General features: G+C 67.2%; 20 protein-coding genes. 4 read left to right on the forward strand and 16 right to left on the reverse strand.

Features of this window, described 5'->3' with window-relative positions; translation table 11 throughout:
* Positions 1–173: 173 nt before the first annotated feature.
* The 3 genes from pth (at position 174) to rho (ending at position 3267) form a co-directional block, all read left to right on the forward strand.
* On the forward strand, positions 174–782 hold the full coding sequence (gene pth / locus K6142_RS07460; RefSeq protein WP_190244392.1) for an aminoacyl-tRNA hydrolase: 609 nt from the start codon (positions 174–176) through the stop codon (positions 780–782).
* Between the two features lie 371 nt (positions 783–1153).
* Positions 1154–1669 (forward strand): CarD family transcriptional regulator, encoded by a 516-nt coding sequence (locus K6142_RS07465; protein ID WP_012611639.1) that lies wholly within the window; start codon positions 1154–1156, stop codon positions 1667–1669.
* Positions 1670–2016: 347 nt separating this feature from the next.
* Entirely contained in the window at positions 2017–3267 is a 1251-nt protein-coding gene (gene rho / locus K6142_RS07470) for a transcription termination factor Rho (protein WP_007522003.1), read from the forward strand.
* Positions 3268–3412: 145 nt separating this feature from the next.
* Here the strand turns inward: rho and K6142_RS07475 are convergent, their stop codons facing one another.
* The 14 genes from K6142_RS07475 to K6142_RS07540 all read right to left on the reverse strand — a co-directional run bounded on the left by K6142_RS07475 (position 3413) and on the right by K6142_RS07540 (position 20943).
* Positions 3413–5338: a multicopper oxidase family protein gene (locus tag K6142_RS07475; RefSeq protein WP_190244393.1), complete on the reverse strand. Its 1926-nt coding sequence runs from the start codon at positions 5336–5338 to the stop codon at positions 3413–3415.
* Positions 5339–5654: 316 nt separating this feature from the next.
* Positions 5655–6725, reverse strand: a complete 1071-nt coding sequence (locus tag K6142_RS07480) for a GGDEF domain-containing protein (protein ID WP_190244394.1) — start codon at positions 6723–6725, stop codon at positions 5655–5657.
* A 193-nt stretch (positions 6726–6918) separates the two neighbouring features.
* Positions 6919–8691: an RNA polymerase sigma factor RpoD gene (gene rpoD, locus K6142_RS07485; RefSeq protein WP_012611643.1), complete on the reverse strand. Its 1773-nt coding sequence runs from the start codon at positions 8689–8691 to the stop codon at positions 6919–6921.
* Positions 8684–10483 carry a DNA primase gene (gene dnaG / locus K6142_RS07490; RefSeq protein WP_190244395.1) on the reverse strand — a complete coding sequence of 600 codons (1800 nt, stop codon included), beginning with the start codon at positions 10481–10483 and terminating at the stop codon, positions 8684–8686. The genes rpoD and dnaG overlap by 8 nt, the downstream gene beginning before the upstream one ends.
* Before the next feature lie 95 nt (positions 10484–10578).
* On the reverse strand, positions 10579–13032 hold the full coding sequence (locus tag K6142_RS07495; protein WP_190244396.1) for an endonuclease MutS2: 2454 nt from the start codon (positions 13030–13032) through the stop codon (positions 10579–10581).
* An 8-nt stretch (positions 13033–13040) separates the two neighbouring features.
* The gene (locus K6142_RS07500) at positions 13041–13487 is read right to left on the reverse strand and encodes a GatB/YqeY domain-containing protein (protein ID WP_012611646.1); all 447 of its coding nucleotides are present in this window, start codon (positions 13485–13487) and stop codon (positions 13041–13043) included.
* A 131-nt stretch (positions 13488–13618) separates the two neighbouring features.
* Positions 13619–13822: a 30S ribosomal protein S21 gene (rpsU, locus tag K6142_RS07505; protein ID WP_012611647.1), complete on the reverse strand. Its 204-nt coding sequence runs from the start codon at positions 13820–13822 to the stop codon at positions 13619–13621.
* A gap of 194 nt (positions 13823–14016) precedes the next feature.
* Positions 14017–14205: a hypothetical protein gene (locus tag K6142_RS07510; RefSeq protein WP_012611648.1), complete on the reverse strand. Its 189-nt coding sequence runs from the start codon at positions 14203–14205 to the stop codon at positions 14017–14019.
* A gap of 15 nt (positions 14206–14220) precedes the next feature.
* Positions 14221–14493, reverse strand: a complete 273-nt coding sequence (locus tag K6142_RS07515) for an HU family DNA-binding protein (RefSeq protein ID WP_012611649.1) — start codon at positions 14491–14493, stop codon at positions 14221–14223.
* A 191-nt stretch (positions 14494–14684) separates the two neighbouring features.
* Positions 14685–15497: a 16S rRNA (adenine(1518)-N(6)/adenine(1519)-N(6))-dimethyltransferase RsmA gene (gene rsmA / locus K6142_RS07520; RefSeq protein WP_190244400.1), complete on the reverse strand. Its 813-nt coding sequence runs from the start codon at positions 15495–15497 to the stop codon at positions 14685–14687.
* Between the two features lie 197 nt (positions 15498–15694).
* Entirely contained in the window at positions 15695–16300 is a 606-nt protein-coding gene (locus K6142_RS07525; protein ID WP_190244397.1) for a DUF2062 domain-containing protein, read from the reverse strand.
* A 57-nt stretch (positions 16301–16357) separates the two neighbouring features.
* A complete protein-coding gene (fusA, locus tag K6142_RS07530) occupies positions 16358–18454 on the reverse strand; it encodes an elongation factor G (RefSeq protein WP_190244398.1) in 2097 nt (698 codons plus the stop codon).
* Between the two features lie 113 nt (positions 18455–18567).
* Positions 18568–19593, reverse strand: a complete 1026-nt coding sequence (locus K6142_RS07535) for a hypothetical protein (RefSeq protein WP_223380783.1) — start codon at positions 19591–19593, stop codon at positions 18568–18570.
* Between the two features lie 171 nt (positions 19594–19764).
* A complete protein-coding gene (locus tag K6142_RS07540; RefSeq protein WP_223290493.1) occupies positions 19765–20943 on the reverse strand; it encodes a hypothetical protein in 1179 nt (392 codons plus the stop codon).
* A gap of 532 nt (positions 20944–21475) precedes the next feature.
* Here K6142_RS07540 and K6142_RS07545 point away from each other — a divergent pair.
* Positions 21476–22591, forward strand: coding sequence for an esterase/lipase family protein (locus tag K6142_RS07545; RefSeq protein WP_190246056.1), 1116 nt, complete (start codon positions 21476–21478; stop codon positions 22589–22591).
* Here K6142_RS07545 and K6142_RS07550 read toward each other — a convergent pair.
* Positions 22576–23850, reverse strand: coding sequence for a glycosyltransferase (locus K6142_RS07550; RefSeq protein ID WP_223380784.1), 1275 nt, complete (start codon positions 23848–23850; stop codon positions 22576–22578). The two genes, K6142_RS07545 and K6142_RS07550, sit on opposite strands and share 16 nt — an antisense overlap.
* On the reverse strand, positions 23847–25742 hold the full coding sequence (locus K6142_RS07555) for a glycosyltransferase family 4 protein (RefSeq protein ID WP_190245874.1): 1896 nt from the start codon (positions 25740–25742) through the stop codon (positions 23847–23849). Before K6142_RS07555 ends, K6142_RS07550 begins: the two co-directional genes overlap by 4 nt.
* Positions 25743–25816: the final 74 nt, after the last annotated feature.

A 25816-nucleotide genomic window follows, 5' to 3' on the forward strand; every position in this document is an offset into this window, starting at 1 on the left:
GCGGGGCCGGTTTCCGCGTTTCCGGAACCCGGCCCGTTTGTCACCATCACCGCCCGCGAAGCCTGGCCACAGGCGCCCGCAAGCGCCTTCGCGCGACTGCCTCCCTGTGCCGTGACGGCCCCGTTTTTCCGCCGCCTTTCCCGCCCCGCAGAACTCCAACCCCACCTCCGCGCATGAACGTCGCCGGTCTCATCGTCGGCCTGGGCAACCCGGGCAAGGAATACGAACGCACCCGCCACAATCTGGGCTTCATGGCCGTGGATGCGCTGATGGAGGCTGCCGCCCGCGAGACGGGCGGGGGCTGCGACCAGCTTTCCGGCGGCAAGAAGAAGTACGACCTGTGGCGGTGCCGCATCACTCCCACCGGTGACCCGTGGCTGGTGGCCAAGCCGCAGACCTTCATGAACCTGAGCGGCGAGGCGGTGCTGGCCATTGCCTCGTACTACCGCATCAAGCCGGGCGCCATCCTGGTGGTGCACGACGAGTTGGATATCCCCCTCGGTCGCATGAAGTTCAAGACCGGGGGCGGCAATGCCGGGCACAACGGCTTGAAGTCCATCACCCAGTTGCTCGGCACGCCGGATTTCCACCGCCTGCGACTGGGCATCGGGCGTTCGCCGCATGGCGGAGAGACCACCAACTGGGTGCTGGGCAGGCTTTCCGGGCCGGAGCAGACCCTGCTGGATACGCTGCTGCCTGCCGCCGTGCAGGCCATGACCACCTTTGCCAGCCAGGGCGCCGCAGCCGCCACCCAGTTCGCCAACGCCTACAAGCCGGACTGACTCGCCTGGCACGACGGGCGTGACCGAAACGACGGGCACGACTGACTCGACAGGGGCGCCAGCCAGCACGACAGACGAAGCAGCCGTGGCACCGGGACCCCGTGCCTGTCGTGCAAATGACGTCGGCACCCGGGCCGGTCGCCATCTCCAAACCCGCGCGATACGGGCTTCTTGCCCGGCACGTCACACGCCCCGGCGCTCTGCGCCCCTGCAATTGCCCTTCACGCCGCTGCGAGACCCGCTCGCGGAATACTCCGGCAATGCCATGGACAATGCTGCGGACCGGCAGCGGGATGGACTCTTGCTGCGGATTGGGATAGACTGTCTTTTCCTGCCGAATTCAACCTTGTTTTCCCCGCATGGAGTTCCGAGTGTTTGCCCAGGATCAACTCGTCGTCTACCCGGCTCAAGGCGTCGGCAAGGTCGAACGCGTCGAGTCGCAAGTGGTTGGCGGCGTTGCCACGGACTTTTACATCGTCCGCATCCTGGGCAACAACGTGACCCTCATGGTGCCCGTACGCAATGCCGCCAACGTTGGGCTGCGCTCGCTGTGCGCGCCGGAACTGGGGGCGGAAATCCTTGAATCGCTGCGCGACCGCTCCGGCTTCACCGGGTATACCGGCCAGAACTGGAACCGCCGCTACCGCGAATACTCTGAAAAGCTGAAAAGCGGCGATTTGGCGGACGTGGCCTACGTGCTGCGCGAACTGCTGCTCATCGGCCGGGACAAGGAACTGTCGTTCGGCGAACGCCGCCTGCTGGAACAGGCCATGGGGCTGATTACCCTGGAACTGGCCTGCGTGCTGGACCGGACCCAGGACAACGTGCGCGCCGAAATCGAAGAGATGTTCCAGGATGTCCTGCAAGCCAGGGAAAAAAGCGAGTAGACCACTTGCCATCCCGTGTCGAATGGGCTAGGTAGCCCCTTGTACGGCGGGTGGAAGCAACCAGACATTGCAACACCTCTCTTGTGGGTCCCCTCCCCTCCTTACCGGGCAACGAAAACCCGGATCCGGACCCGGCACAGTGTTCCCGCCCGTCCATCACAACGATTTTCCATCATACCGTCACTCCGACAACAGTCTACGCTTGCGAACCGATCGCCATTGTGCGGTCTTTCGTGCCGTGCGGACGACTGTGACTACATTCTTCCATACACCCCCACACCCTTCCAAAAGCAGTCCCCACCACGCCTATGAGGAAAAAGAAGAACGTCCAGGGTTCCGAGACGGCCATGAATCTTTCGGAACTCAAGATAAAGAGCATGGGCGAGCTCATGGAGCTTGCCGAGCAATACAACGTCGAAGGCGCCAGCGGCATGCGCAAGCAGGAGCTGATCTTCGCCCTGCTTCAGGCCTGTGCCTCGCAGAACGGCGCCATCTACGGCGACGGCGTGCTGGAGATACTGCCCGACGGTTTCGGCTTTCTGCGGTCGCCGCTGTGCAGCTACATGCCCGGCCCCGACGACATCTATGTGTCGCCGTCGCAGATTCGCCGCTTCAACCTGCGCAAGGGTGACGTGGTTTCCGGCCAGATCCGCCCGCCCAAGGAAGGCGAACGCTACTTCGCCCTGCTGAAGGTAACCGAGATCGGCTTCGAGCCGCCGGAAAACGCCAAGAATCTCGTCCTGTTCGACAACCTGACGCCCATCTACCCCGACCGCCAGTTCATCATGGAGAACGGGGACAAGAACTACTCCAGCCGCGTCATAGACATGATGGCCCCCGTGGGCCGCGGCCAGCGCGGCCTGATCGTGGCGCCCCCCCGCACCGGCAAGACCATCCTGCTCCAGACCATCGCCAACTCCATCAACGCCAACCATCCGGATGCGTACCTCATCGTGCTGCTCATCGACGAGCGGCCCGAGGAAGTGACCGACATGGAACGCACGGTGAAGAACGCCGAAGTGGTCAGCTCCACCTTCGACGAGCCGCCGCAGCGCCACGTACAGGTCTGCGAAATGGTGCTGGAAAAGGCCAAGCGTCTGGTGGAACGCAAGCGCGACGTGGTCATCCTGCTCGACTCCATCACCCGCCTGGGCCGTGCGTACAACGCCGTCACCCCGTCCTCGGGTCGCGTGCTGTCCGGCGGTCTCGACGCCAACGCCCTGCAACGCCCCAAGCGCTTCTTCGGCGCGGCGCGCAACATCGAGGAAGGCGGCAGCCTGACCATCATCGCCACCGCCCTCATCGACACCGGCTCGCGCATGGACGAAGTGATCTTCGAAGAGTTCAAGGGCACCGGCAACATGGAAATCTACCTGGAACGCCACCTTGCCGAAAAGCGCGTGTTCCCGGCCATCGACATCAACCGCACCGGCACCCGCAAGGAAGACCTGCTGCTGTCGGACGAGGTGCTCAACCGCGTGTGGATCCTGCGCAAGATTCTGGCGCCCATGTCGCCCATCGACAGCATGGAATTCCTGCTGGACAAGATGCGCGCCACCAAGAGCAACCGCGAATTCCTGAACGTGATGAACAAGTAGCGCGCAAGCGGTACGGTTCCCGATACGGAAACACGAAGCCCGCCGCTCCCTGCATGGGAACGGCGGGCTTCTTTCATTGCGCGGGAACAACAATGGTCCGGCAGGCGCGACATGCGTCGTCGCCAAACGCCCCCTGTGCCGGCGCCTACGGCAGGCGCACGTTGACCATCATCCCCTGGTCCTCGTGCTCCAGGTTGTGGCAGTGGAACAGGAATATCTGCTCGCCGGGGTAGGCGGGGCTGCCGAAGTCCACGTCGGCCAGCACCGTCTCGCCGGGCCACACCAGAACGGTGTCCTTCAGGCCAAGGTCGGTGGGCAGTCTGCCCGTGCCGTCCACGGCCAGTGCGCGCACCTGGGCCGGACTGCCCCTCCGCTCGCGCACCCTCAGGAAGTATCCGTGCAGATGCATGGGGTGCGGCATGCTGCGGGCCGCATTTTCCATGGCCCATGCCTCGCGCCGTCTGTCCGGCACGGTAATGGGAAAACGGTCCATGGCAAAAGTCTCTCCGGCTATGGTCCACCGCTTGCCGTCGGCTTCCAGCCGCAGCGCACGGGTGAAGGCGGATTGCCCATCCGTGGCGGGCACGGCTTCGTCCGGTGCGGGCAACCTCTCGGGCACCTTGCGGTCGTAGCGTTCCGCACGATCCACCGACACCCTCAGAATGGGGTAGTCGCCGCCCTCGGCCAGCCCATCGGATTCCCCATGCGCTCCGCTGCCCATTGACGCGCCGCCGTGCCCTTCGTGCTGACCGCCTTGCCTGACAGGGGGTGCCGTCACGGCTGGCATGGTGGCACGGTTCATGCCGTGATGCATGGAGCCGTCATGCCCCATCTCCATTCCATCCATGGTGCCTTGCGCTGCGCCCCCCCCGCTGTGACCATCGCCACCGGCCCCGTGCCCAGCCCCGTCGCTGCCGTGCTCCATCTCGTTGTGCATGGGATCGAAGGGAAGGTTGCGCAGCCACACCTGATCACCCGGCTCCATGTCGCGCAGATCCAGCAGCACTTCCGCCCGCTCACCCGGCGCCAGGAACAGCCCCTCCACCCGGCGTGGCGCGGGCAGGAACCCGCCATCGTTGGCGATCACCGTCACGGGCACCCGTGCTCCCGCCTTTCCCGCGCTGCCGCCCGTGAAGGCCAGATTGAAGATACGCGCCGTGCTGCCGTTAAGCAGGCGGAACCTGTACAACCGGGTGGAAGCGGACAGCGTGGGCAGGTGGGCGCCGTTCACCAGAACCCGGTCGCCCAGATACCCCATGAACAGTTCGTCCTGCGTGGGCGCGTAGACCAACTCCCCAGCCTGCCCGATGCGCTTGTCCTGCAATACCAGCGGAATGTCCGTGGCACCCAGGGTCAGGTCCAGTTCACGGGCAAAGGCCCGTTCCTCGTCGTCACGCACGATGAAGAACGAGGCCAGCCCCAGATACGCCTGCCGGGCCGTGTCGCCGTGCGGGTGCGGATGGTACCAGTAGGTGCCTGCCCGGTTGGTGATGGGGAATGCGTAGTCATAGTGGGCGCCGGGCCCCACGGCATACATGGGGTGCCCGGCCTGTTGCCACGGGCAGTCCACGCCGTGCCAGTGGATGATGGTGTCCGGACCGGACGGCGTTGCACCGGCGGAGCCCCCGTGGGAGGCGTGGGCGCCGTGGCCTGCGGGCATTGGCCCCAACGGGCCGAGGCCGTTGACCAACCGCACGGCGAAGTCCTGCCCCTTGTCCAGCACCAGTACCGGGTTGTGATAGACGCGCCCCTGCTGTTCGACCGTGTAGGCCAGCATGGGACCGCCCGTTGCCGGCAGCAATCCGGCTTGCGGCATGGCGGAAAGGGTGAACGGCCCCGTGGGAGCAAACAGCCCGAACAGACCGGATTGACCGGGCAGGGGCAGCGGTCCTCCGGACATCAGGCGGGGCGTTTCCGCGCGGAGACCGCCCAACCATGGCGGCAGCCCGGAGGCAATGCCCAGCGCCAAGGCCGTACCGCCGGATAGCAGCAGAAAATCCCGGCGGCTGAGGCGCAAAGGCGCATCGGTGCGGGGCGGCCTGATGTTCTTGCAATAACCGTTCGTGGACATGGCGTGCCTCCCTGGCGACAGGTATACAGGAACAGCAGCATCGCGGACGACGTGCGTGGCAGGGGGATGTTTCAAGGATACACGATTCCCTTCGCGCCGCAATCCCGTACATGTTTGTGGTTGCACGGTGCAGGACCGTCGCGGTCAGCCACAATGAAGGAGCCCCGACCTTGCGGTCGGGGCTCCTTCACACGGGCATCGCATGAGGCGGAAAAACGGGTTGCCTGGCCCGCACCCTCCGGATGATTCAGACAAGACATCGAGGCATGCCCAGTGGCGCGGTGATGCCGCACCCGGGCACCCGGACGCCTCCCGCCTAGATGGGGCCCGCCACCACCCGTACCCGGTTGCGGCCTTCACGCTTGGCCTCGTACAGGGCCTTGTCGGCCAGATCGAACAGGGCGTCCGCCAACGGTTCCGCCATGCCGGGCCTGGCATGGGCCACGCCCGCGCTCAGGGTCACGCGCACGCCATGCTCCACCACATGCCCCTGCCCGTCGCGTATGGCAAAGTTGACGCTCTCCAGACCGGCCCGCACCGACTCGGCAATTTCGCCTGCGCGCTGCGCGCCCGCTCCCGTCAGCACCAGCGCAAATTCCTCACCGCCAAAGCGCGCCACCACAGAGGCGCATTCCCCGGCTCCCTCGGCCTCATCATTCAGGCTGCGGTTGCAATCGTCCACCTTGCGGCGCAGTACCTCGGCCACGGTGCGCAGCACCTGGTCGCCGATGCGATGGCCGTGCTGGTCGTTGATGCGCTTGAAGCGGTCCACGTCGAACAGCACCAACGCCAGGGCCGTGCCGCCCTTCCAGGCAGCCTCGCCCGCCGCCAGCGCCGAGTCGAAGGCGCGCCTGTTGCCAAGGCCGGTGAGCGGATCGGTGACCGTCAGTTCGCCCACCCGGATGGCGTCGTTGTCCATCTGCTCGCGCACCTCGCTGAAGGTGGCCCGCAGCAAGCGCACCACTTCGGCGGGGTCCAGGCCGCTTTCCACGGCGCGCACGCTGTCCTGCTCCAGCTTGTCCATGTCGCCCCGCCGCTGGTGCAGCATGGCGCGGAATTCGCGGGCCAGACGCTCGGTTTCCTGCAAGGCGTCGCGCATGCGGCATTCATAGGGCTCCACGCGGATGTCGCGGTCTGCCCGCAGCACCTCGTGGTAGCTCTGCTCGCTGAAGTCGCGCCTGTGCAGCACATCCACCAGCAGTTGCTGGATGCGGGCCTTCTGGTCGTCGTTCATGGTGCTGAACTCGCCCAGCCCACGCATGTAGAAGACCAGTGTGCGCCACTTGCTGTCGTGCGGCACGCCCGCGCGGTCCAGTATTTCGCACAGCCGCTCCCCGCCCGAAAAGGTGCACTGGCGGCGAGAACAGTTGCAGGTGTTGTCGGCCATGGGTTCTGTCCTTCCTACCGGAATATCCCGTCCGCGCATCGCCCGGCCGGTATGGAGTTGCACCGTGCATATGCGCCGCTGCGTGAGGACAACGGCTGTCCGTTGCCCCCCAACACGCGACAGGGGCGGCCTGCTGGCCGCCCCTTATGTTATCAGCGAATGCGTTGCGCCGCCATGGGGCGCCGCGCGAATTCTAGCTTTCGTAGTAGGAACGCAGCATCTGGCTACGCACGGGGTGGCGCAGCTTGCGCAGCGCCTTGGCCTCGATCTGCCGGATGCGCTCGCGGGTAACGTTGAACAGCTTGCCCACTTCCTCGAGGGTATGGTCCGACTTTTCGCCGATGCCGAAGCGCTTGCGCAGCACCTGCTCCTCGCGCGGGGTAAGGTCGGCCAGGACGGAGGCGATCTGCTCCGACAGCTTGGTGTTGACCACCTCTTCCGCCGGGGCCACGGCCTTCTTGTCCTCGATGAAGTCGCCAAGACTGGAATCTTCCTCGTCGCCGATGGGCGTTTCGAGCGAGATGGGTTCCTTGGCGATCTTCAGCACCTTCTTCACCTTGTCGATGGGGTAGTCCATGCGCTCGGCGATTTCCTCGGGGGTGGGGTCGCGCCCCAGTTCCTGCACGAGGTAGCGGGAGGTGCGGATGAGCTTGTTGATGGTTTCGATCATGTGCACCGGAATGCGGATGGTGCGGGCCTGATCGGCAATGGCGCGGGTGATGGCCTGACGTATCCACCACGTGGCGTACGTGGAGAACTTGTAGCCGCGCTGGTATTCGAACTTGTCCACGGCCTTCATCAGGCCGATGTTGCCTTCCTGGATCAGGTCCAGGAACTGCAGGCCGCGGTTGGTGTACTTTTTCGCGATGCTGACCACCAGGCGCAGGTTGGAGCGGATCAGCTCCTGCTTGGCGCGCATGGCGTGGGTGTTGCCGCGCTTGATGCGCCACAGCACTTCCTCGAGGTCCGTCACGTTGTGGCAGCACTTGTCCTGCAACCGGTTCAGGATCTCGATCTTGCCGATGATCATTTCCTTGAACGAGAACAGTTCTTCCACCGTCATGCCCAGCGCCGCGGAGGCGGCCACGGGGTTCATCTCGCGCGCTTCCAGCATGCGGAAGATGTCCTGAATCTCGACCTGGGTCTTGCCCGTGGACAGGATGTAGGCGGAAAGGTCGCGCTGGCAGTTGTGCATCTGTCGCACGTAGTCTTCCACCGTTTCGATGATCCGGTCGATGAGGGTCTTTTCCAGCTTGATGTCGCGCAGGCGGTTGACGATGTCTTCCTTGAAGCCGAGGATTTCCTTCTGGATGGCGGTCACCCGGCGTTCCAGGGTGCAGCAGTCGTCCAGCTTGGCGTAGACCTTGCGCTTCTTCTTGTAGGTATGCTTGATTTCGTCCAGCAGCAGGATGACCCGCGAACGCTGGTTCATTTCGTCTTCGCTGGGGTCGTCTTCCTCTATGGTCTTGACGACGTCCTTCAGCTTGATGCGGTTCTGCTTCAGATCTTCGCCGACGTTGATCAGTTCCTCGACCGCCACCGGCACTTCCACCAGGGCGTACAGCACGTCCTGCTCGCCGAGTTCGATCTTCTTGGCGATCTGCACTTCGCCGTCGCGGTCCAGCAGCGGCACGGCGCCCATTTCGCGCAGGTACATGCGCACCGGATCGGTGGAACGCGACGAATAGTCCGCAGACTCCTCGTCCTCCACCAGGTCCAGCCCCGGTTCGCCGGAAGGTTCCTCTTCCGACTCGCCGGGCGACACGGAGATCTTCTTGCCGTCCTTCTCGGTATCGACAATGGCGATCTCCAGCTGGTCGAAGATACCGATGATCTCCTCGATCTGCTCGGGCGTGTTGACCTCTGCCGGCAGGGCCTTGTTGACCTCGTCGAAGGTCAGAAAGCCGCTTACCTTGCCTTTGGCGATGAGCGACTTGATCTGCTGAATATCCTTGATGTTACCCATTCGATCTCCCCAACGTTTCCTGAAGGGCCCTGAGCAATTCAATGCCTGCGGCAGGGTCGGTGGAAGTCGCCGTCTGGCGAAGGGCGGCCATCATGCTTGATGTGCCGAGTTCCCGTGTGGTCACCGATTCGATGCCGGAAAGCAGATCCTGCAATTCCTCGAGTTCCTTGTCGCGGGGCGGGACATCGCCCGTCCTGCACCTGATCCAGAATTCCTTTTCGCGTTCCGAAAGATTGGGCAGCAGCTGTTCCGGCTCCGCGCCGTGGCGGGCCATCTTGGCCCACAGCTCCCGTGCCCACGGGCTGGCCAGCACCAGTTCGGCCCCTGCCTCGCGCAGGCGGGCGAAATGGTGCGGGTAGCGCACCAGAAAGAACATCACCGCCCGGTCGCGCTTGGCGGGGGCGTCGCCGCTGGTGTGCACCGCGTCCACCTGGCGTTGCGGGGCGGGGTTGCGCGCCTCTCGCGCACCGGGTGCGGCAGCCGCCGCGCCCTTGTAGAAATCTCCGGAAAGCCCTTCGCGGATGGCTTCCTCGCGGATGCCGAGGCCGGAAGCGATGCGCGACAGAAAACGCGATGCCAGCAACTGGCCGTCCGCATGCCCCGCCCCGGCCTGCCGCAGCAGGTTGCGCGACCACTCCAGCGCATCGCCGGGCGAATAGAGCGTGCGCAGGGTGTCGATGCAGAAATCCAGCCCGTCGGGCGCGCTCTTGCGCAACGCCTCGAAGGCATCCTTGCCCTGGTCGTGCAGCAGGCTGTCGATGTCCTCTCCGTCGGGCAGCAGCACCACCTTGCAGCGCATGCCGCGCGTCAGCAGCATCTCGCAGGCGCGCATGGCCGCCTTGCGGCCGGGGTTGTCGCCGTCGAACAGCAGTTCCACCGTGGAGCAGAACCCGCCCAGCCGCTTGACCTGTTCCGGCGTCAGCGCGGTGCCAAGCACGCCGCAGGCCATGTTGTAGCCGTACTGGTGCAGGGTCAGCACGTCCATGTACCCTTCGGTGAGCATGGCCGTCTTGTGCTGGGTCATGGCCCGGCGCGCCTGGAACAGCCCGTAGAGGTGCTCCCCTTTCTTGTAGATGGCCGAATCGCTGCTGTTGATGTACTTGGCCTGGTCCTCGTCGGCGATGATGCGCCCGCCAAAGGCGATGACCTGACCGGCCAGGTTCTTGATGGGAAAGATCATCCGCCCGCGAAAACGGTCGAACATGCGGCCCGCGTCGTTGCGCGAAAGCAGGCCCGCCTGCGCGGCGTCCGCCTGCTGAAAGCCCCCCCGGCGCAACGCATCCGCCAGGGCCGACCATTCACGCAGGCTCCAACCGAGTTCGAACCCGTTCACGATCTCCGGCGAAAGCTGGCGCCGCGCGATGTAGTCGCGGCACTCCTGCCCGGCGGGGATGGTCAGGTTGCGCCGGAAATGCTCGCGCGCCACGTCGTACATGCGCAGGCACTGCCGCTTGAATGACTGCTCGCGCTGCACCTTGGGGTCCGGCTTCCAGTCGTCCTCCAGCGAAACGCCCGCCTCTTCGGCCAAGGCTTCCAGCGTCTCGCGAAATTCCAGCCCGTGAATGCGCCCGTAGAAATCGAAAATGTCGCCCGAGGCCTGACAGCCGAAGCAGTAGAAAAATCCTTCCTCCTCATTGATGGAGAAGGAAGGCTTGGTCTCCTGATGGAACGGGCACGGGGCCATCCAGCGCGGGCCGCCGGTATGGCGCAACTCGACGTAGCGGCGCGCCACCTCCACGAGGTTCAGGCGGGCCTTGATGGCCTGCACGACCGAGCCGTCCCTGCGTTTCATGCCGCCGTTCCGGTGTTCCGGGTGCGCGAAAGGGAGGACCGCGTGGTGCGCGGGCCGCCCTGCTCCATTTTCACCGTGTTCTGCAACTGGACCAGCTACTTCAGTTCGATGACGGTCACGCCGTCGCCGCCCTGGTCTTCCGGGGCCAGGGCAAACGACCGCACGGCCGGGAATGACTTCAGGAACGCGTGGATTTCCTTGCGCAGGGCCCCGGTGCCGCGACCGTGGATGGCCTCCACAGCCGACATGCCCGCGAGCAGGGCCTTGTCCAGCGCACGTGAAAGTTCGCTTACGGCAACATCAGCACGCATGCCGCGCAAGTCAACCCTCATGGATGCGGTTGCGTCCGAAATGGTGCGGGTCACCGCGCCAACGACCACACGAGGCTTTTCGTCCAATGCGGCAAGGTCTTTAGCCTCGGCCCACATGGTCACGCCGCTCAGGTCCACGCGCACCCTGCCGCGCCGGGCGTCCACCTCGACCACCGTGCCCTTCTTGCCCCACGGCACATAGCGCACGGCCTGCCCGGTGCGCAGTGTTTCCACCTGCAACGCGGGCGGGGTCGTGTCGGCGGATCCCGGCGTGCCCTCGGCATCGCCGTTGCCCGCCGCGCCGGGAACCAGCCGGGCGCGGGTTTCCGCCAGCGCCTTCAGGGCCTGCTTGTGGCTGACCTTGCCGGACTTCCATTCATGGAGCACGGCCTTGGCCTGCCCCTGCACGGTTTCGAACAGGGTGCGGCGCTCGCGCTCGAAGCGCTCGTCGAGCTTGGTGCGCTTGTCGCGCAGGCGGGCTTCTTCCGCCCGCAACGAGGAAATTTCCGCTTCGCGCTGCACGGCCAGGGTGTTCAGGCGGTCCACAAGGGCGCTGGTGTCCTCGCCGTCCAGCAGCAGATACTGCTCGGCGCGGCGCAGCACCGCTTCCGGCAGGCCGTGCTCTCGGGCCACGTCCAGGGCCTGGCTGGCCCCCACCTGATCGTAGGCCAGGCGGAACAGCGGGCGCTTGGTGACGGGGTCGAACAGCACCGAGGCGGCGCGCACCTTGTCGCGGGTAAGGGCGTAGGCCTTCAGCGCCGGAAAGTGGGTGGCGGCCACCACGGTGGAGCCTGCGTCCATCACCTCGTCCAGCACGGCCTGGGCCAGGGCCGCGCCCTGCGCCGGGTCCGTGCCCGCGCCGAATTCGTCCAGAATCACCAGCGCGCCGGGGCCAAGGCGGTCCCACACGCCGCTCAGGTGGCGGATCTGCGCGGTGAAGGTGGACACGTTGTCCTCAAGGCTCTGCTCGTCACCGATGAAGGCGAAAATGTCGGACCAGAACGGCAGCGAACTGCCGGGGCGCACCGGCACGGGCAGCCCCGCCAGGCCCATCAGCGCGATGAGGCCCAGCGTCTTCAGGCACACGGTCTTGCCGCCCGCGTTGCCGCCGCTGATGACCAGGCCAAGCTGGCCGGGCAGCAGTTCGATGTCCACTGCCTGCGGGCCATGCTGCGCACCATGCCCGGAGGCGGACTTGCCCTTGCCCGTGGCGTGCGGGGCGCGGGAGGCAGACGGCACAGCCTGCGCGGCTGCCGCCCCGCCCTTCTCGCCGCGCGCGGCGGACAGGGCCAGCAGCGGATGGCGCGCGCCCAGCAGCGAAACATGGCCGCCCTCGGTGACCGAAACGGCCCCGGCATCGCCGGATTCCTCGAACCGGGCGGACAGGGCGCAACGCGCGCACAACACGTCGCCCTCCACCAGCAGGCCGTAGGCGCCGCGCACGGAGGCCAGTTCGTCCCGCACGAGGTCGGTGAGATAGCGCAGCACCTTGCGCTCTTCCTCGCGCTCCTCGCGCTTCAGTTCCTGGAGGCCGTTGTTCAGCTCCACCAGGAACATGGGCTCGAAGTAGCAGGTTTCGCCGGTCTGCGAATAGTCGTGGATGATGCCCTGCAGGCGGCCCTTGAAGTTGGACTTCAGGGGCAGCACGTACCGGTCGGACGAAAGGGTCATGAACTCGTCCTGCAGGTAGTGGGCGATGTTGTAGCGCTGGGCGTATTCCTTGACCTTGCGGGTGCACTGCTGGTGGATGCGGCGGATTTCGCCGCGCACCAGCGAAAGTTCGGGCGAACTTTCATCGCGCAGCATCCCGTCGTCGGACACGCAACGGTCAAGGCCGGACACGGTGCGCTGCGGCAGCGGGTGGCTGTCCACCAGGGCGGCCAGCAGATCCCAGCGGCCACCGGTGGACTGGCCCTCGCGGATGGACGCGGCCAGCTTGCGGGCCAGCCCCAGGGTCTGGCGCAAGGCCCACAGCGCGTCCAGGTCCAGCACCGTGGCCGGGGCGTCCAGCGCGCGGAACACGCCGTCCAGCGGGGGGAAGGAGGAAAGGCGGAACCCGGTGTGCCCGGCCCAGCGCCGCGCCTCGTCGAACAGGGCGGCGGCATGGTGCACGGCGTCGATGCCGGTCAGCGGGCGCACGGCAAGGGCCGCCTCCGCTCCGGCTTCGGAAACGCACAATCCGGCAAGATGCGTGAGCACCTTGCCGAATTCCAGCACCTGAAGGCTGCGGGATTCCATGTGAAAGGCTACCCCGCCAGGCGCGCGCGAACGGTGGCGGAAAGCGCCTTGCCGTCCACCCGGCCCTTGTGGGCGTTCATGATGGCCTGCATCACCCGGCCCATGTCCTGCGGACCCTTGGCGCCGGTTTCGGCGATGGCGGCATCGATGGCGGCGGCAAGTTCGTCGCCTTCCAGCGGGGTGGGCAGGTATTCGCGCAGGATGACCAGTTCCGCCTGCTCCTTGTCGGCCAGGTCGGTACGGTTCGCGGCGGTGAACTGCTCGATGGAATCCTGCCGCTGCTTGGCCTGCTTCAGCACCACGTCCAGCAGTTCCGCCTCGGTCACGGGGCGCATCAGTTCCACCTGCATGTTCTTGGCGGCGGTCTTCAGCATGCGCAGCACGCCCAGGCGCACCGCGTCCTTGGCCTTGTAGGCCGACACGTAGTCCTTCTCGATGCGTTCGGAAAGATTCATGGGTGCCACCAGAAGCGGAAGGATGGGGTTCCGGAAATACGGAATACGGGAAACCCGGAAGACCTCCGGGTTTCCCGTTCCAGGCATGTCGCGGCTGCGTGAGGGGCAGTGCCCCGCGCAGGCGAAGCGGCTTACGCCATGTTCATCTTCCTGATCTTCTTCAGGAGACGCTTGCGGGCGGCCGCCTTCTTCTTCTTGCGCATCACGCTGGGCTTTTCGTAGTGCTGACGCTTCTTCATTTCGGAAAGAACGCCGGCCTTTTCGACCTGCTTCTTGAAGCGACGCAGCGCGATGTCGAAGTTGTATTCGTCGTCGTTAAGATACACACCGGGCAAAGAAATCACCCCCTTCGCCAGAAATCCCCTTGCGGGGTGGGTGCGAACGGGGTTGTTTACACTGCCCGCACGCAAAAGGCAAGCCCTGTCCGGGCCCGTCAAGGATCAACCTGACTGGGCCATGCCGGACAGGGCCGAAAAAGTACCCGTTGGCACGCCGCGCAAGGCGGTCGAAACGGGTGGAAAGCTGGCGCCTAGTGGTGCCCTTCGGAATGGCACCCGCCCTTGCAGGTTTCCATCACCGACTTCAGGACCACGTAGCCCACGCCGCTGCATATCACGAACAGGACAGCGTACAGCACGCCGAAGAAAATGAAGTGGTCGGGCATCCACCACGGAATGTCCTGCGGCAGGGGGCTGTGAATGGTTTCACCGTGTAACATGTTGTTCCTCCAACCCTACTTGATCGAGTCCTTCAGGGTCTTGCCGGGGCGGAACTTGACCACCTTGGACGCGGGAATCTTGATTTCCGCGCCGGTACGGGGGTTGCGACCCTTGCGCGCCTGGCGATCTTCGACCGCGAAGGTGCCGAAGCCGGTCAGGGTAAGCTTGCCTTCGGCGGCCAGAGCATCCTTCACCGCGTCCAGGAACGCGTTCAGCGAGCGCTCGGCGCTGGCCTTGGTCAGGTTGGCCTTTGCCGCGATCTTGTCGACCAGATCAGCCTTGGTCATCTGCCTTTCCTCCTCTCGGGTTAGCTGCGGCCAGGTTGCCTGGGGACTTCAGCGGCAAGGGCGCTACGACACCCTCTTTGCGCCTTTTTTCTCAAGCCGCCCCGAAAAAACCAGAGGCGCACCCGGCACGCAACGGAACAACGGTACACTCCGCATCGACAAACATGATTCCCGGCATAAAGTCAAGGCTGTCAGGGGATTTTGACGGATTCCGAGAGCATGTGAAAATCTTCCGGAGCAAGGCTTTCCGGCCGCACCGCCGGGTCCAGTCCCAGCCCCGTCAGCAGCGCGGGCACATCATCCTGCACGTAACCACGTAAAATCCTTTGCAACTGCTTGCGGCGCTGCTGAAAACACACCTTCAGCAGGCGCGAAAGGCGCGCCGGGTCGAACCGGCCCCGCGCCGCGCCCAGCGGCACGAAGGACAGCACGGCGGAATCCACCTTGGGGCGGGGCACGAACACCTGCGGCGGCACGATGAATTCCATGCGCGGCGTGACGAAGCTTTGCAGCCACACCGAAAGTGCACCGTATGCCCCGCTGCCCGGTGCGGCCACGATGCGTTCGCCCACTTCCTTCTGGATCATGAACACCGCCCGCGCAAGGCCGGGGGCCGTGCTCAGGATGTCCCACATCAGCGGCGAGGCCACGTTGTAGGGCAGATTGCCGATGACCTTCCACGAGCGGGCCGGGGTCAGCCTTTCCCACGGGAACAGCAGCGCGTCGGTGAGCACCGGGGTGATTACCGGCGGTTCCGCCGGACGGGTGCGGCCATGCTCGGTCGCCCAGTGGTAGTCCTTTTCCAGCAGGAACAGCTGGGCGGGAACGGCGGCATGGATGTGCCGGGTCAGCGCGCCCGGACCGGGGCCTATCTCTATGACCCGGTCCTCCGGCCCGATGCGCAGGGCCGCCACGATCTTGGCGGCGATGTTGCGGTCGCGCAGGAAGTTCTGGCCCAGGCTCTTCTTGGCGCGCGGCCCCCCTGCCCCGTCGGGCGGGGGCATGGTGTCGTCCGCGCCCGTTCCGTCAATTGCGGTGGCGGGCATGTCCGCGTCCCTGTCGTTCGCATCCGGCGACAGGCCGTCGAAACGGTTGTGGCCCCGGACGAAACGTCCGGAGGACCGATCGGACGCACCAGCCCCCGAACGGTTCTGGCGTGGCCGGGAATGGCCGGGCTTGCCGGAATGCTTGCCGCGCTGGGTCATGAACGGTCTCCGTCATGGCCGCCGGTTGCCTCGGCGTCCACGGTTCGGTCAGTCTGTGAAGGCGGGGTGGCCCGGGGTGCAGCCAGGCCTGTCTGCCCGGACGGGACAACCTCGGCGTCGCGCCGGGCCTGCCAGGCGTGCAGCAGCTTGATGGTCCTGCGCTGGCGGTAGGCGTTCACCCCGCGAAAAGTCAGCACGTAAGTGGCCAAGGCGGCGGGAATGCCCAGCACCACCCCGCCCAGGCACATCACCAGAAAGAAATCCAGCCCCAGTTCCAGCATGTGGGTCATGTCCAGATGGGACGGGTCGAAGGCCACGGTGGTGTGCCAGAGCAGACCGCCCACCCAGTACAGCATGGCGTAAAAGGGTATGACGTTGAGCGGATTGGACACGAACGTGCCGATGGCCGCGCCCACGGGGTTGCCCCGCAGCACGAAGGCCAGCGCCAGCGAAACCACCGTCTGGAACGGGATGATGGGCAGAAAGCCCACGAACACGCCCACGGCCAGCCCCATGGCCAGCGAATGGGCCGACGCGGACTGGCGCATCAGCCGCAGATACTGAAAGCGCACGAAGCGCCGCAGCCTACCCCACCATTCCATCGTCGATCCCCGACAGGCACACCGCCGGGCGACCCGTCACAGTGCATGCAAAGCGCATCACTCCATCCTGTCAAAGCGTTCGAAGCGCATCACCAGCCCGGCCCGGCCCTGGGTGGCCGAACGCAGGGCAGTGGAAAAGCCGAACAGCTCGCGCAGCGGGGCCAGGGCCTGCACCACCTTCTGGCCGGAATGGTCGAACATGTTCTCCACCTTGCCGCCGCGCGCGCCCAGCAGGCCTATGGCCGAACCCACGTGTGCCTCGGGCACGCCGATCTCCACGAACATGATGGGCTCCAGCAGCACCGGATCGGCCTTGGACAGGGCATCCTTGACGGCGGCCACGGCGGCCATGTGGTAGCCCGCCGGGCTGGAGGCGCCGTCGCGGCGGCGCAGTTCGGTGACGGCAATCTCCACGTCCTGCACGGGGTAGCCCTTGACCACCCCGCTCTGCAGGCTGTCGGTGATGCCCTGTTCCACGGCGTCCACCCACTGGCGGGGCCACAGCTGGGTGTCCACCTCGAAGCGGACGCGGGTGCCCGCGTCGCGCGGGCGGGGGGCCATGGACAGGGTCACATGGCCGTAATGCGGCTGATCGCCCAGTTCGCGGTCGAATTCGCCGCTGCCCGTGGCGGCGGAAAGAATGGTCTCCTGATGCACCACCTGCGGGTTGCCCACGCGGGGCGACACGCCGTATTCGCGGCGCATGCGTTCAAGCACCACTTCAAGGTGCAGTTCGCCCATGCCCGACACGATGCGCTGCCCGGTGCCCTCGTCCAGTTCCACGGCCAGGGTGGGGTCTTCCAGGGTGACGCGCTCCAGCACCTCGTCCAGCTTGGCGCCTTCCTCGGTGTTGCGCGGCTCCAGCGCCAGCGAGATCACCGGGCGGTACGCGGCAATGTTTTCCAGCAGCAACGGTCGGGCCGGGTCGGACAGGGTGTCGCCGGTGCGGACCGAGCGCAGCCCCACGGCGGCCACGATGTCGCCCGCCACGGCGGTTTCGATCTGCTCGCGCCGCCCGGCGTGCAGCCGGTACAGCTTGGAGAAGCGCTCGTCCTTCTCGCGGGTGACGTTGCGACAGGCATCCCCTTCGGACGCCGCGCCCGCGTACAGGCGCAGCAGGGCATACTTGCGGCTGCCCTCCATGACCACCTTGAACACCAGCGCGGACAGGGGCGCATCCGGGTCGAACGGCACGGGCACCTTGCGGCCCTGCGCGGTGTCGTAGCCCAGCACCGGAGCGGTTTCGTCCGGTCCGGGCAGGTACGCGCACACCCCGTCCAGCACGGGCTGCACGCCCGTGTTGCGCAGGGCGGACCCCGAGAACACCGGCACGGCCCGGCGGGCCAGGGTGGCCCGGCGCAACGCGGCGCGGATGACCTGCGGGTCCATGTCGCCGCCGCCCAGATACACGTCGATGAAGGTATCGTCGGCCTCGGCCAGGGTTTCCAGCATCCTGTCACGCCATGACGCGGCGGCGTCCAGCAGCGCCGGGGCCGGGGCATCCGGCAGGGATGCGGCCTCCGCCACGGGGGTGCGGGTGTACTCGCGGCCCTGGGTGGACTGGTCGAACGAAAGATATTCCATGGTCACCAGGTCCAGCAGGCCCTCGAAGTCCTCGCCCTCGCCCACCGGGGCCATCACCGGCACCACCACCGCGCCCAGGCGGGTGCGCATGGCTTCCAGCACCGCGCCAAAGTCCGCCCCGGCACGGTCCATCTTGTTGACGAACGCCAGTTTGGGCACCCCGAACTTCTCGGACTGCCGCCACACCGTCTCCGACTGCGGCTCCACCCCGCCCACCGCGCAGAACACGCCCACCGCGCCGTCCAGCACGCGCAGCGACCGCTCCACTTCTATGGTGAAATCCACGTGGCCGGGGGTGTCGATGATGTTCACGACATACCCGTCCCACGCGCAGGTGGTGCAGGCCGAGGCGATAGTGATGCCGCGTTCCTGTTCCTCGGGCATGAAGTCCATGGTGGCGGTGCCGTCGTGCACCTCGCCCATGCGATGGATGCGGTCGGTATAGTACAGGATGCGCTCGGTGAGGGTGGTCTTGCCCGCGTCGATGTGCGCGATGATGCCGATGTTGCGCAGCGGTGCCGCCTTTTCGCGGGGATGGGGGCGTTTGCCGCCGGTGGCTGCGTGAGACATGGAGGGCTCCGGGGATTGGCGTGCGTGGAAATGAGGAACCGGAGAACGGTACGGGCGGATGAACAGCGGGTGCCGCCCAGGCGATCAGGAACGATCAGAACGATCGGGAATGGTCAGGGCGTGCCCGGCAAATCGGCAGGAGGCGACGCGGGCAGCAAGGCCACGGCACGCCGCGCGAACCAGGCCGTGAAAAGGCCGGGGTGCATCCAGCACCATTCATGGTCAGGGCCCAGCACCAGACCGGCATGGTTCAGCCAGGCCGATGCATGGGCCGGGGCGCAGGCGACTGCGGACAAGGGGCCAGGCGGCACGGCGGATGTGGAGGATGCGGCACCGCCCGTGGCTCGCGGCAGGGCCGGGACATCCACGAAGGTGGCATCCGGGTGGGCGGCGCGCAGGACAGCATTATCCGGGCAATCTGACTCGTCGATACCATCGCGGCGCGATGCAACCCCGATGATCGGTGGAAGTGCGTCGCGCCAGACGGGCACACCGTGCGCGCGGGCCAGGGCACATGTCTGCTCTAGATGCTCGCCGAGCAGCAGCAGGCGGCCCCCGGCACCCGTCGTCCCACCTGCCCCGCCCGCCCCGGCGGAAGCGCCCAGCGCCTTCAGCAGCGCGGGCAGCGCCTCGGGCGCGACGTCGGCAACCACCTCCTGCCCGGCCAGTTCCAGCGCGGCCAGAACAGGCGCGGGCCACGGTCCGTTGCCGCCCACGCGCAGCACGCCAACGGCGCCAACCCCTGCGAACAGCGCGGGCAGCACGGCGGCCAGCAGGCGCGGGGCCGATGCCCACGCCGCGTCCACGCAGACCAGCGCCCACGCGCAGGGGGCGACATGCTCCAGACTGGTGAAGCCCTGCCGCCAACGCGTGGCGGTGCGTCCCTCGCGCACGTCGCCAGCACCAGCCCCCCCTGCCGCCCCGTACAGCACATGCAGGCGGGCGATGCAGGTCTTCAGGCGGGCGCGGGCCGCGTCGCCAGTGGCCTCGTAGGCACCGGCAAAGGCGGCATCGTCAACGGGGATGCAGCCGGGCGTGGAGGCCAGCATCTCGCCCAGATCAGGTCCGAAATCATCTGGCGTGTCAGCACTCCCGGCGCTGGCCGAAAGGAAGGAGGAAAGGTCGCTGGCTGAAGACATGCGGTTCCTGCTGTTGCGGTATGAAAGCGATGCGCACGGCATGCATGCCATGCCCGCGCCGCACGTTGGACGCACTATAGCCGCTCGCCGGAAACGAGGCAACGCGCGACGTTGCGCCGCGCGTTGCCGTTGTTGCCAATGGGCGTGATGGCGTGGGGAAAACGGGCCGGGCTACGAACCCAGCGCGGGCTTGCCCAGCCGTTCCTTCATGTAGTGCTTGAGCAATGCGCTGACCAGTTCCTCGCGGCTCAGGTGGGTGGCGTAGGCGCCATCCTTGATGATCTTCCAGAAATCGTCGCGGGAAAGGATGGAATCGTCCTTGGCCACCACGGCCAGCCGCACGCTGTAGTCGGCCAGCGCCGTGCGCAGGGCGTCCTCGTTCATGCCGTCGAACTCGCCGGTGCGCGCGGCGATGGTTTCCGCGGGGGGCAGCCGGTCCGATTCCAGCACCTGGCGGAACCCGGACAGAAAGCGTTCCGCCCCGGACCGGATGTGCTTGCGTTGCACCACGTTCAGGTTGGCCCACCCGGCCTTCACCCACTTGAACAGGGCGTAGCCGGTGGCCCTGGCGCCGGGCTGTTCCTCGAAGAACACGGTGATGGTGGCGGAATCGTACATGTAGGTGTCCATCCAGCTGATGCCGCGCGTGGTTGCGCCGGGCACGCCGGAATAGACGTATTCCCAGTCGGTGTCCTTGCCCACGATGGCGCCCTTGCGGCCCACGGTGGAAGGTTCGGCCTGGCGCGACACGGAAACCAGCACCGCCCGCCCCTCGTGCCGGGTGAGAATCAGCAGGCGGTTCAGGGTGTAGGCGTAATAGCAGCCGCTGAAGGTGTCGGGGGTGATTTCCTCGCGCTCGGCGCCGTGCAGCACCAGCGGAGCATCGGCCAGCCCCTGGTCGGCGGCGCGTTCCCACAGGCGCAGGCCGTTCTTCATGATGTCGCTGCCCGGCTGCCAGCGGCTGCTGCGGATGGACGCGGGAAACACCGCTTCCTGCGGAATGGCCGGGTCGTAGCAGTAGCGCAGCAGCTTTTCCAGCTGGGCATTGATCTGGCTGCGGTAGAAGATGCCGTAGCCGGGGTCGCGCTTGGCGGGCAGGGCCTTTTCCGTGGCGGCGGCAGGCTGCATGGCGAAATCGAGCAGCGTGTTCAGCGCGGCAAGGTCCAGGCCCTTGCCGGGTGCGGCGCTGCGGTCACCCACGGCGCCCAGCAGCATGGTGACGGCGCTCTCCACCGGTTCGGGCAGGTTGCCCTTTTCACTGGCCTTGTCGGCGTTTTCGTCGGAGGCCAGGGCCGCCGGGGGCAGGGCCAGGCCAAGAACAAGGACGCAGGTTGCGGCAAGCGCAAGCACGGCGCGGGAACTGGTACGGACAGCGGCGCAAAGGGCCGGGACGCGGCAATGCGAAAGAAAACACATCGGCATGGGGCGAAAAGACCTCGTGACGGATGGCGTGTCGGCAGGGGTGGGCGGCGCAGGCGGACAGGGCCGGAGAAAGCGCCGCGGAAACGCGGTATGGAATGGCCCGGCGGCACGGCGGATGGCACAGCGCCGCATGGGGTTCGGCCTGTCAGGCGAATCGGGCCTGTCAGGCATACCGGGCAAATCAGGCATACCGGGCATATAGGAAAAATCGGGCCAGACGTTCCGGCAAAACGGGGCCGGTCGTACCGGCGATCATGATGGCCGCATGCAGAACGCCCGACCCGGTCCCGTGCCCGCCCGGCGGGCACGGCAAGGGGAGCGCGACGGGCGGTGCCGGGCAATGGCCGGTCATGCTTGTCCGGTAAACAGTAATTGGCTACTCTGGTCACGTCAAGACAACCCGCACGGCGACGGGTGCATGCCCTTCCCGCGCCGCATTTCTCCCCCACGAGGCCCGCGCATGTCCCTGCTGCTGGTGCCGCTGTGCATCGCCCTGACAATAGCCGTCATCAGCTACCTGCTGTTCTTCCGCGCCGCGCGCCGCGACACCGCCCCCACGCCCCCTGCCTCGCTGGTGGTGCGGGGCGTGATGTACAGCGTGGTCGGGGGGGCGCTGGCGCTGGCCCTGTATCCGTTCGGATCGTGGTTCCGGCGGCGCTGCCGCCCCTGCCCCTTTCCGCGCCGGGCCGCGCCGGAAGGCCGGCATCGCGCGGAGGCACCGTGTGCAGGCCCCACCGACGCACCCTCCCCGCTCCCCAACTTGCCGCAAGAGCGGCCACCAGTCCTGCTCATCCACGGCCTGTACCACAACGTCACGGCATGGACCCTGTACCGCCGCTGGCTGAACGAAGCCGGTTTCACGCGGGTGTACTGCCACGGCTATTCCAGCTGGCATACCGGGTTCGGGCTGCTGGTCGACGAACTGGACGAGACGATGCGCGACCTGCTGGCCGCGCATCCGGGTGAAAAGCCCCTGCTCGTGGGCCACAGCCTGGGGGGATTGCTGATCCGGGGTTGGCTGGCCGACGCGGCCAACCAGCAACTGGTGGCCGGGGCCGTAACCCTGGGCACGCCGCACCAGGGCAGCACCCTGGCCCGGCTGGGAGCCGGGCGGCTGGCTCGCAGCCTGACCTTCCGCGGGGCGCTGATCCGCGAACTGGAAGCCACCGAGGCCCCGTCCGACGTGCCCTGCGTGGCCCTGTATTCGCCCATCGACAACATGGTGGTGCCGCAGGAAGGGCTGCACGTGACCACGCCCGGCTGGACCACGCGCGCCTCGCCCGCCGTGAGCCACATCTGGATGCTTTGGGACCGGGCCACGGCGCGGCTGGCCATCGAATCGCTACGCGAACTGGCGGACCGGCACACGGCGCGGGAACGGCAGCGCCGCGCGTGCGACGACCCGGCGTCAGGCCAGACCGCATCGGGCCAGACTGCATCGGGCCAGACTGCGTCAGGCCACGCCGCATCGGGGCACGTCATGCCCGACGGGACGCCATGCGCCGCAACCACCCCGGAACAGGCAGCAGGCTCCAAAAATTCCGAACAGGAGAACCCCGGCTACAGCCGGGCGTAGATCTTCAGGTAGCCTTCCACCATCCGGTCCACGGTAAACCGTGTCCGCCAGGCATCCTGTCCGGCCCTGCCCAGGGTGCGGGCCAGGCGCGGACGTTCCAGCAGGCCCGCCACCGACGCGGCAAGGCCGCCCCAGTCGCCTTCCTCGGCCAGGGCGCCGGTAACGCCGTCCTCCACCTGTTCTGGCACCCCGCCCACGCGGAAGGAACACACCGGCACCCCGGCGGCCATGGCTTCCAGCACCACCAGGGCATGGTTGTCGGCCAGCGTGGGGTACACGAACACGTCCGACGCGGCCAGCAGGGTATCCAGCATGGCGCGGTCCACGTAGGGCCAGCGCAGCAGGTCGCCGTCGCGCTCGGCGGCGTCGCCGCCCACCATCAGCCCCACGGCGGCGGGCACGGCGCCCTTCACCTCGTTCCACAGGGCCATCCAGCGGTGCCCGCCCTTGAGCATGGCCTGCTCACCCCCGTGCGCCACGAAGATGGCCACCCGCGCGTCGGGGGCAATGCCCAGCGCGGCGCGGGCCTCTGCCTGCGCGGGGCCGCCCGCCGGTTCCACGCCGTTGGGCACCACGCTGCACGGCAGGTCGGGAAAGCGTGCCCGCATCATGCGGGCCAGCCAGCCCGAGGGGCTGACCAGCAGCGGCGCGGCGGCGCGCAACGCTCTGGCCCGGCGGTCCTGCAAGAGGGCCGCGCCGGGGTAGCCGCGCGGACATTCGCCGGGACAGCCGGTACGCCAGCCGTCACAATCGATGGGATACACGCAGCCGCCGGTCAGCAGCGAACAGTCGTGCACGGTGACGACCAGAGGAACAGGGAAAACAGGGGCAGCAGGAGGAGCAGGCGAAACGGGGGGCAGCGGCGGCGCGGTCTGGCCCGACGCGCCGGAAATTCCCGCCTGCCCAGACTTTCCCGCCTGTCCCGACCGTCCATCCGGGTCCGACCGCCCCACCCAGACAATGGAACCGAGACAGGCCGTCCAGTCCAGCGTGGCGTGCAGGTGCAGAGGCATGCCGGGCAGCAGGCAGCCGCCCACCCCGGCGGCGGGCACCACGCCGTGCGCGGCCCCGCACTCGGCGGAACCGCCATCGGGGCCGTCAGCGTCAGAAATATCGCCATCCAGGATTTCGCAGGTCCGGTGCACCACCACGCCGCGCCGGGCAAGCCCCCGCGCCAGCATGTGCGCCACCCGCGTGGCCCCGCCCCGGTGGGAAAGCAGGGTATGAAAGTGCAGCGCCGCCGGAAGCGTGTCGGTCATGTGCCCTCCCCGCCGCCATTGTGCGTGGCCGGTGCCGGAGTCTCGCCAGATGGGGCTTGCGCAAGGGGGCCGGAATCCTCGGCCGTGCCGGAAACCGGGCGCACCCGTTCCAGCAGGTCCTGCTTCAGCGCCCACAGCAGCAGGAACCCGGCGGCCTCGTCGTCCATGCCCTCGCCCGTCAGCACGTCCAGCAATTGGCCCGCGTCCACGGGGTGCCGCGCGGCAAACAGCAGCCGCTGCAACCGGGCGGGCGGCACTTGCCGCTCCACCCCGGTGTACAGCACGGGAAACTCCTGCTTGCGGTACACGGCCTCGCCCGCGCGGGTCCAGCGCACTGCCATGGCGCGGTCAAACTGCGCCGTGGGGTAGCCGCCGAACACCTCGCCGTAGGGCATGTGCAGCGGGTGGACGGCCTCGCGCAGTTCGCGCAGGGCGTCGGCGTCCGCGTCGCCAGCGGGTTCCGCATACGGTTCGGCGCCGGGGGCGGACCGGGACGCCCCGTCACCGGGCCTTCCGGTCACACGTTCGCCATGCCCGTCCGCCCGAAATGGCGCGGGCTGGCGCCACAGCGCCTCCCACAGGTCCAGCCAGCGGGCCACCACGCCGTCCCAGGTAAATTCCGCCAGCACCCTGGCGCGCGCGGCGGCCCCCATGCGGGCGCGCAGTTGGGCGTCGGTGGCCAGCCGAGCAAGGGCATCGGCCAGGGCGGGCACGTCCACCACGGTCTGCTGGGCCAGCAGCAGGTGGTACTGGCTGTCGAAGAACACAGGCGCCAGCATGTCCACGTCGGGCGTGGCCAGCGGGGCCAGGGTGGGCACGGTGAACCCGGTTTCGCCGTGCGCGACGATGTCGCGGTAACCGTCGTAGTCGGAAACCACGGCGGGCAGCCCGGCGGCCCCGGCCTCCACCAGAGTAAGGCCGAAGGTTTCCTGCATGTTGTCCACGGGAGAGACGAATACGTCGGCCGCCGCGAACAGCGCGGCCCGCTCAGCGTCGGACGGCGATGGCACCACCCGGATGCGGATGCCCAGCCGTCCGGCCAGTTCGGTGATGCGGGCGGGGGTGTCGTCGCCGGGTTTCACGAACCCGGCCACCGTCAGCAGATAGCCGCCACGGGCCAACCCCAGCCCTTCGGCGCGCTGCAAGGCGCGCAGCAGGGGCAGCAGGTCCATCTTGGAATAATGGGCGATGCGCGCGAACACCAGCAGCACCGGCTCTGCGTCCACGCCCAGCCGCTGGCGCATGTCCGCCCGCAGCGCCGCCTGGGCCGCCAGCCCGTCCTGCTGATTGGCGACGCCGGAAGCCACGTTCAGGAAATCCGCGTCCACGCCCAGGGGAATGCGCTCCACGTGCGGCGCGGGGTATGCCTCCTCGTCCAGCCCGTAGGCGCGGCGCAGGTGCTCGAACAGGCGCAGCACCACCTCCTGCCCCGCCGTGGAGGTTGCCACCACGGCATCGCGCGCGGTGGTGCCCGGCCACAGATGCGCCAGAAACCGCGCGGGGTAGCGGGCGTAGCTGAGCGAATGGGTCACGCCGGTCACCGGAAACAGCACCGGCGCATGCGCATTGCGCAGGCGGGCCAGGTGGGGCTGGTCGGTCACGCTGTCCGACAGATGGAAGCAATGGTAGGGCTTGCGCGCCAGCATCCAGGCCAGATCGTTGCGGGTGGACACCCGGAACCCGTTGCGCGCGACGATGGCGGGAAATTCCTCGCGCAGCCGGGCCTCCGTTGTCCGGGCAACATCCACTCCCGGCAGAAAAAAATGGTACTCCGGAAACGGGTCGGCCCGCAGCAGCGCCCGCATGAAGCCCGCATTGGCCACGGGGCGGCCCATGATCTCGCCGGATTCAAGGAAGGGGTGCAGTGTGCCCCAGGCGCGTTTGGTGCTCATGGTGCAGCAAAGACACAACTTGTCGTGGCTGTCAAACCGCCTGTGGGGGCCGCTGCCGACCTTGCGCCCCGGTT

It is taken from the genome of Nitratidesulfovibrio sp. SRB-5 (assembly GCF_019931275.1).
Lineage (GTDB): Bacteria > Desulfobacterota > Desulfovibrionia > Desulfovibrionales > Desulfovibrionaceae > Cupidesulfovibrio.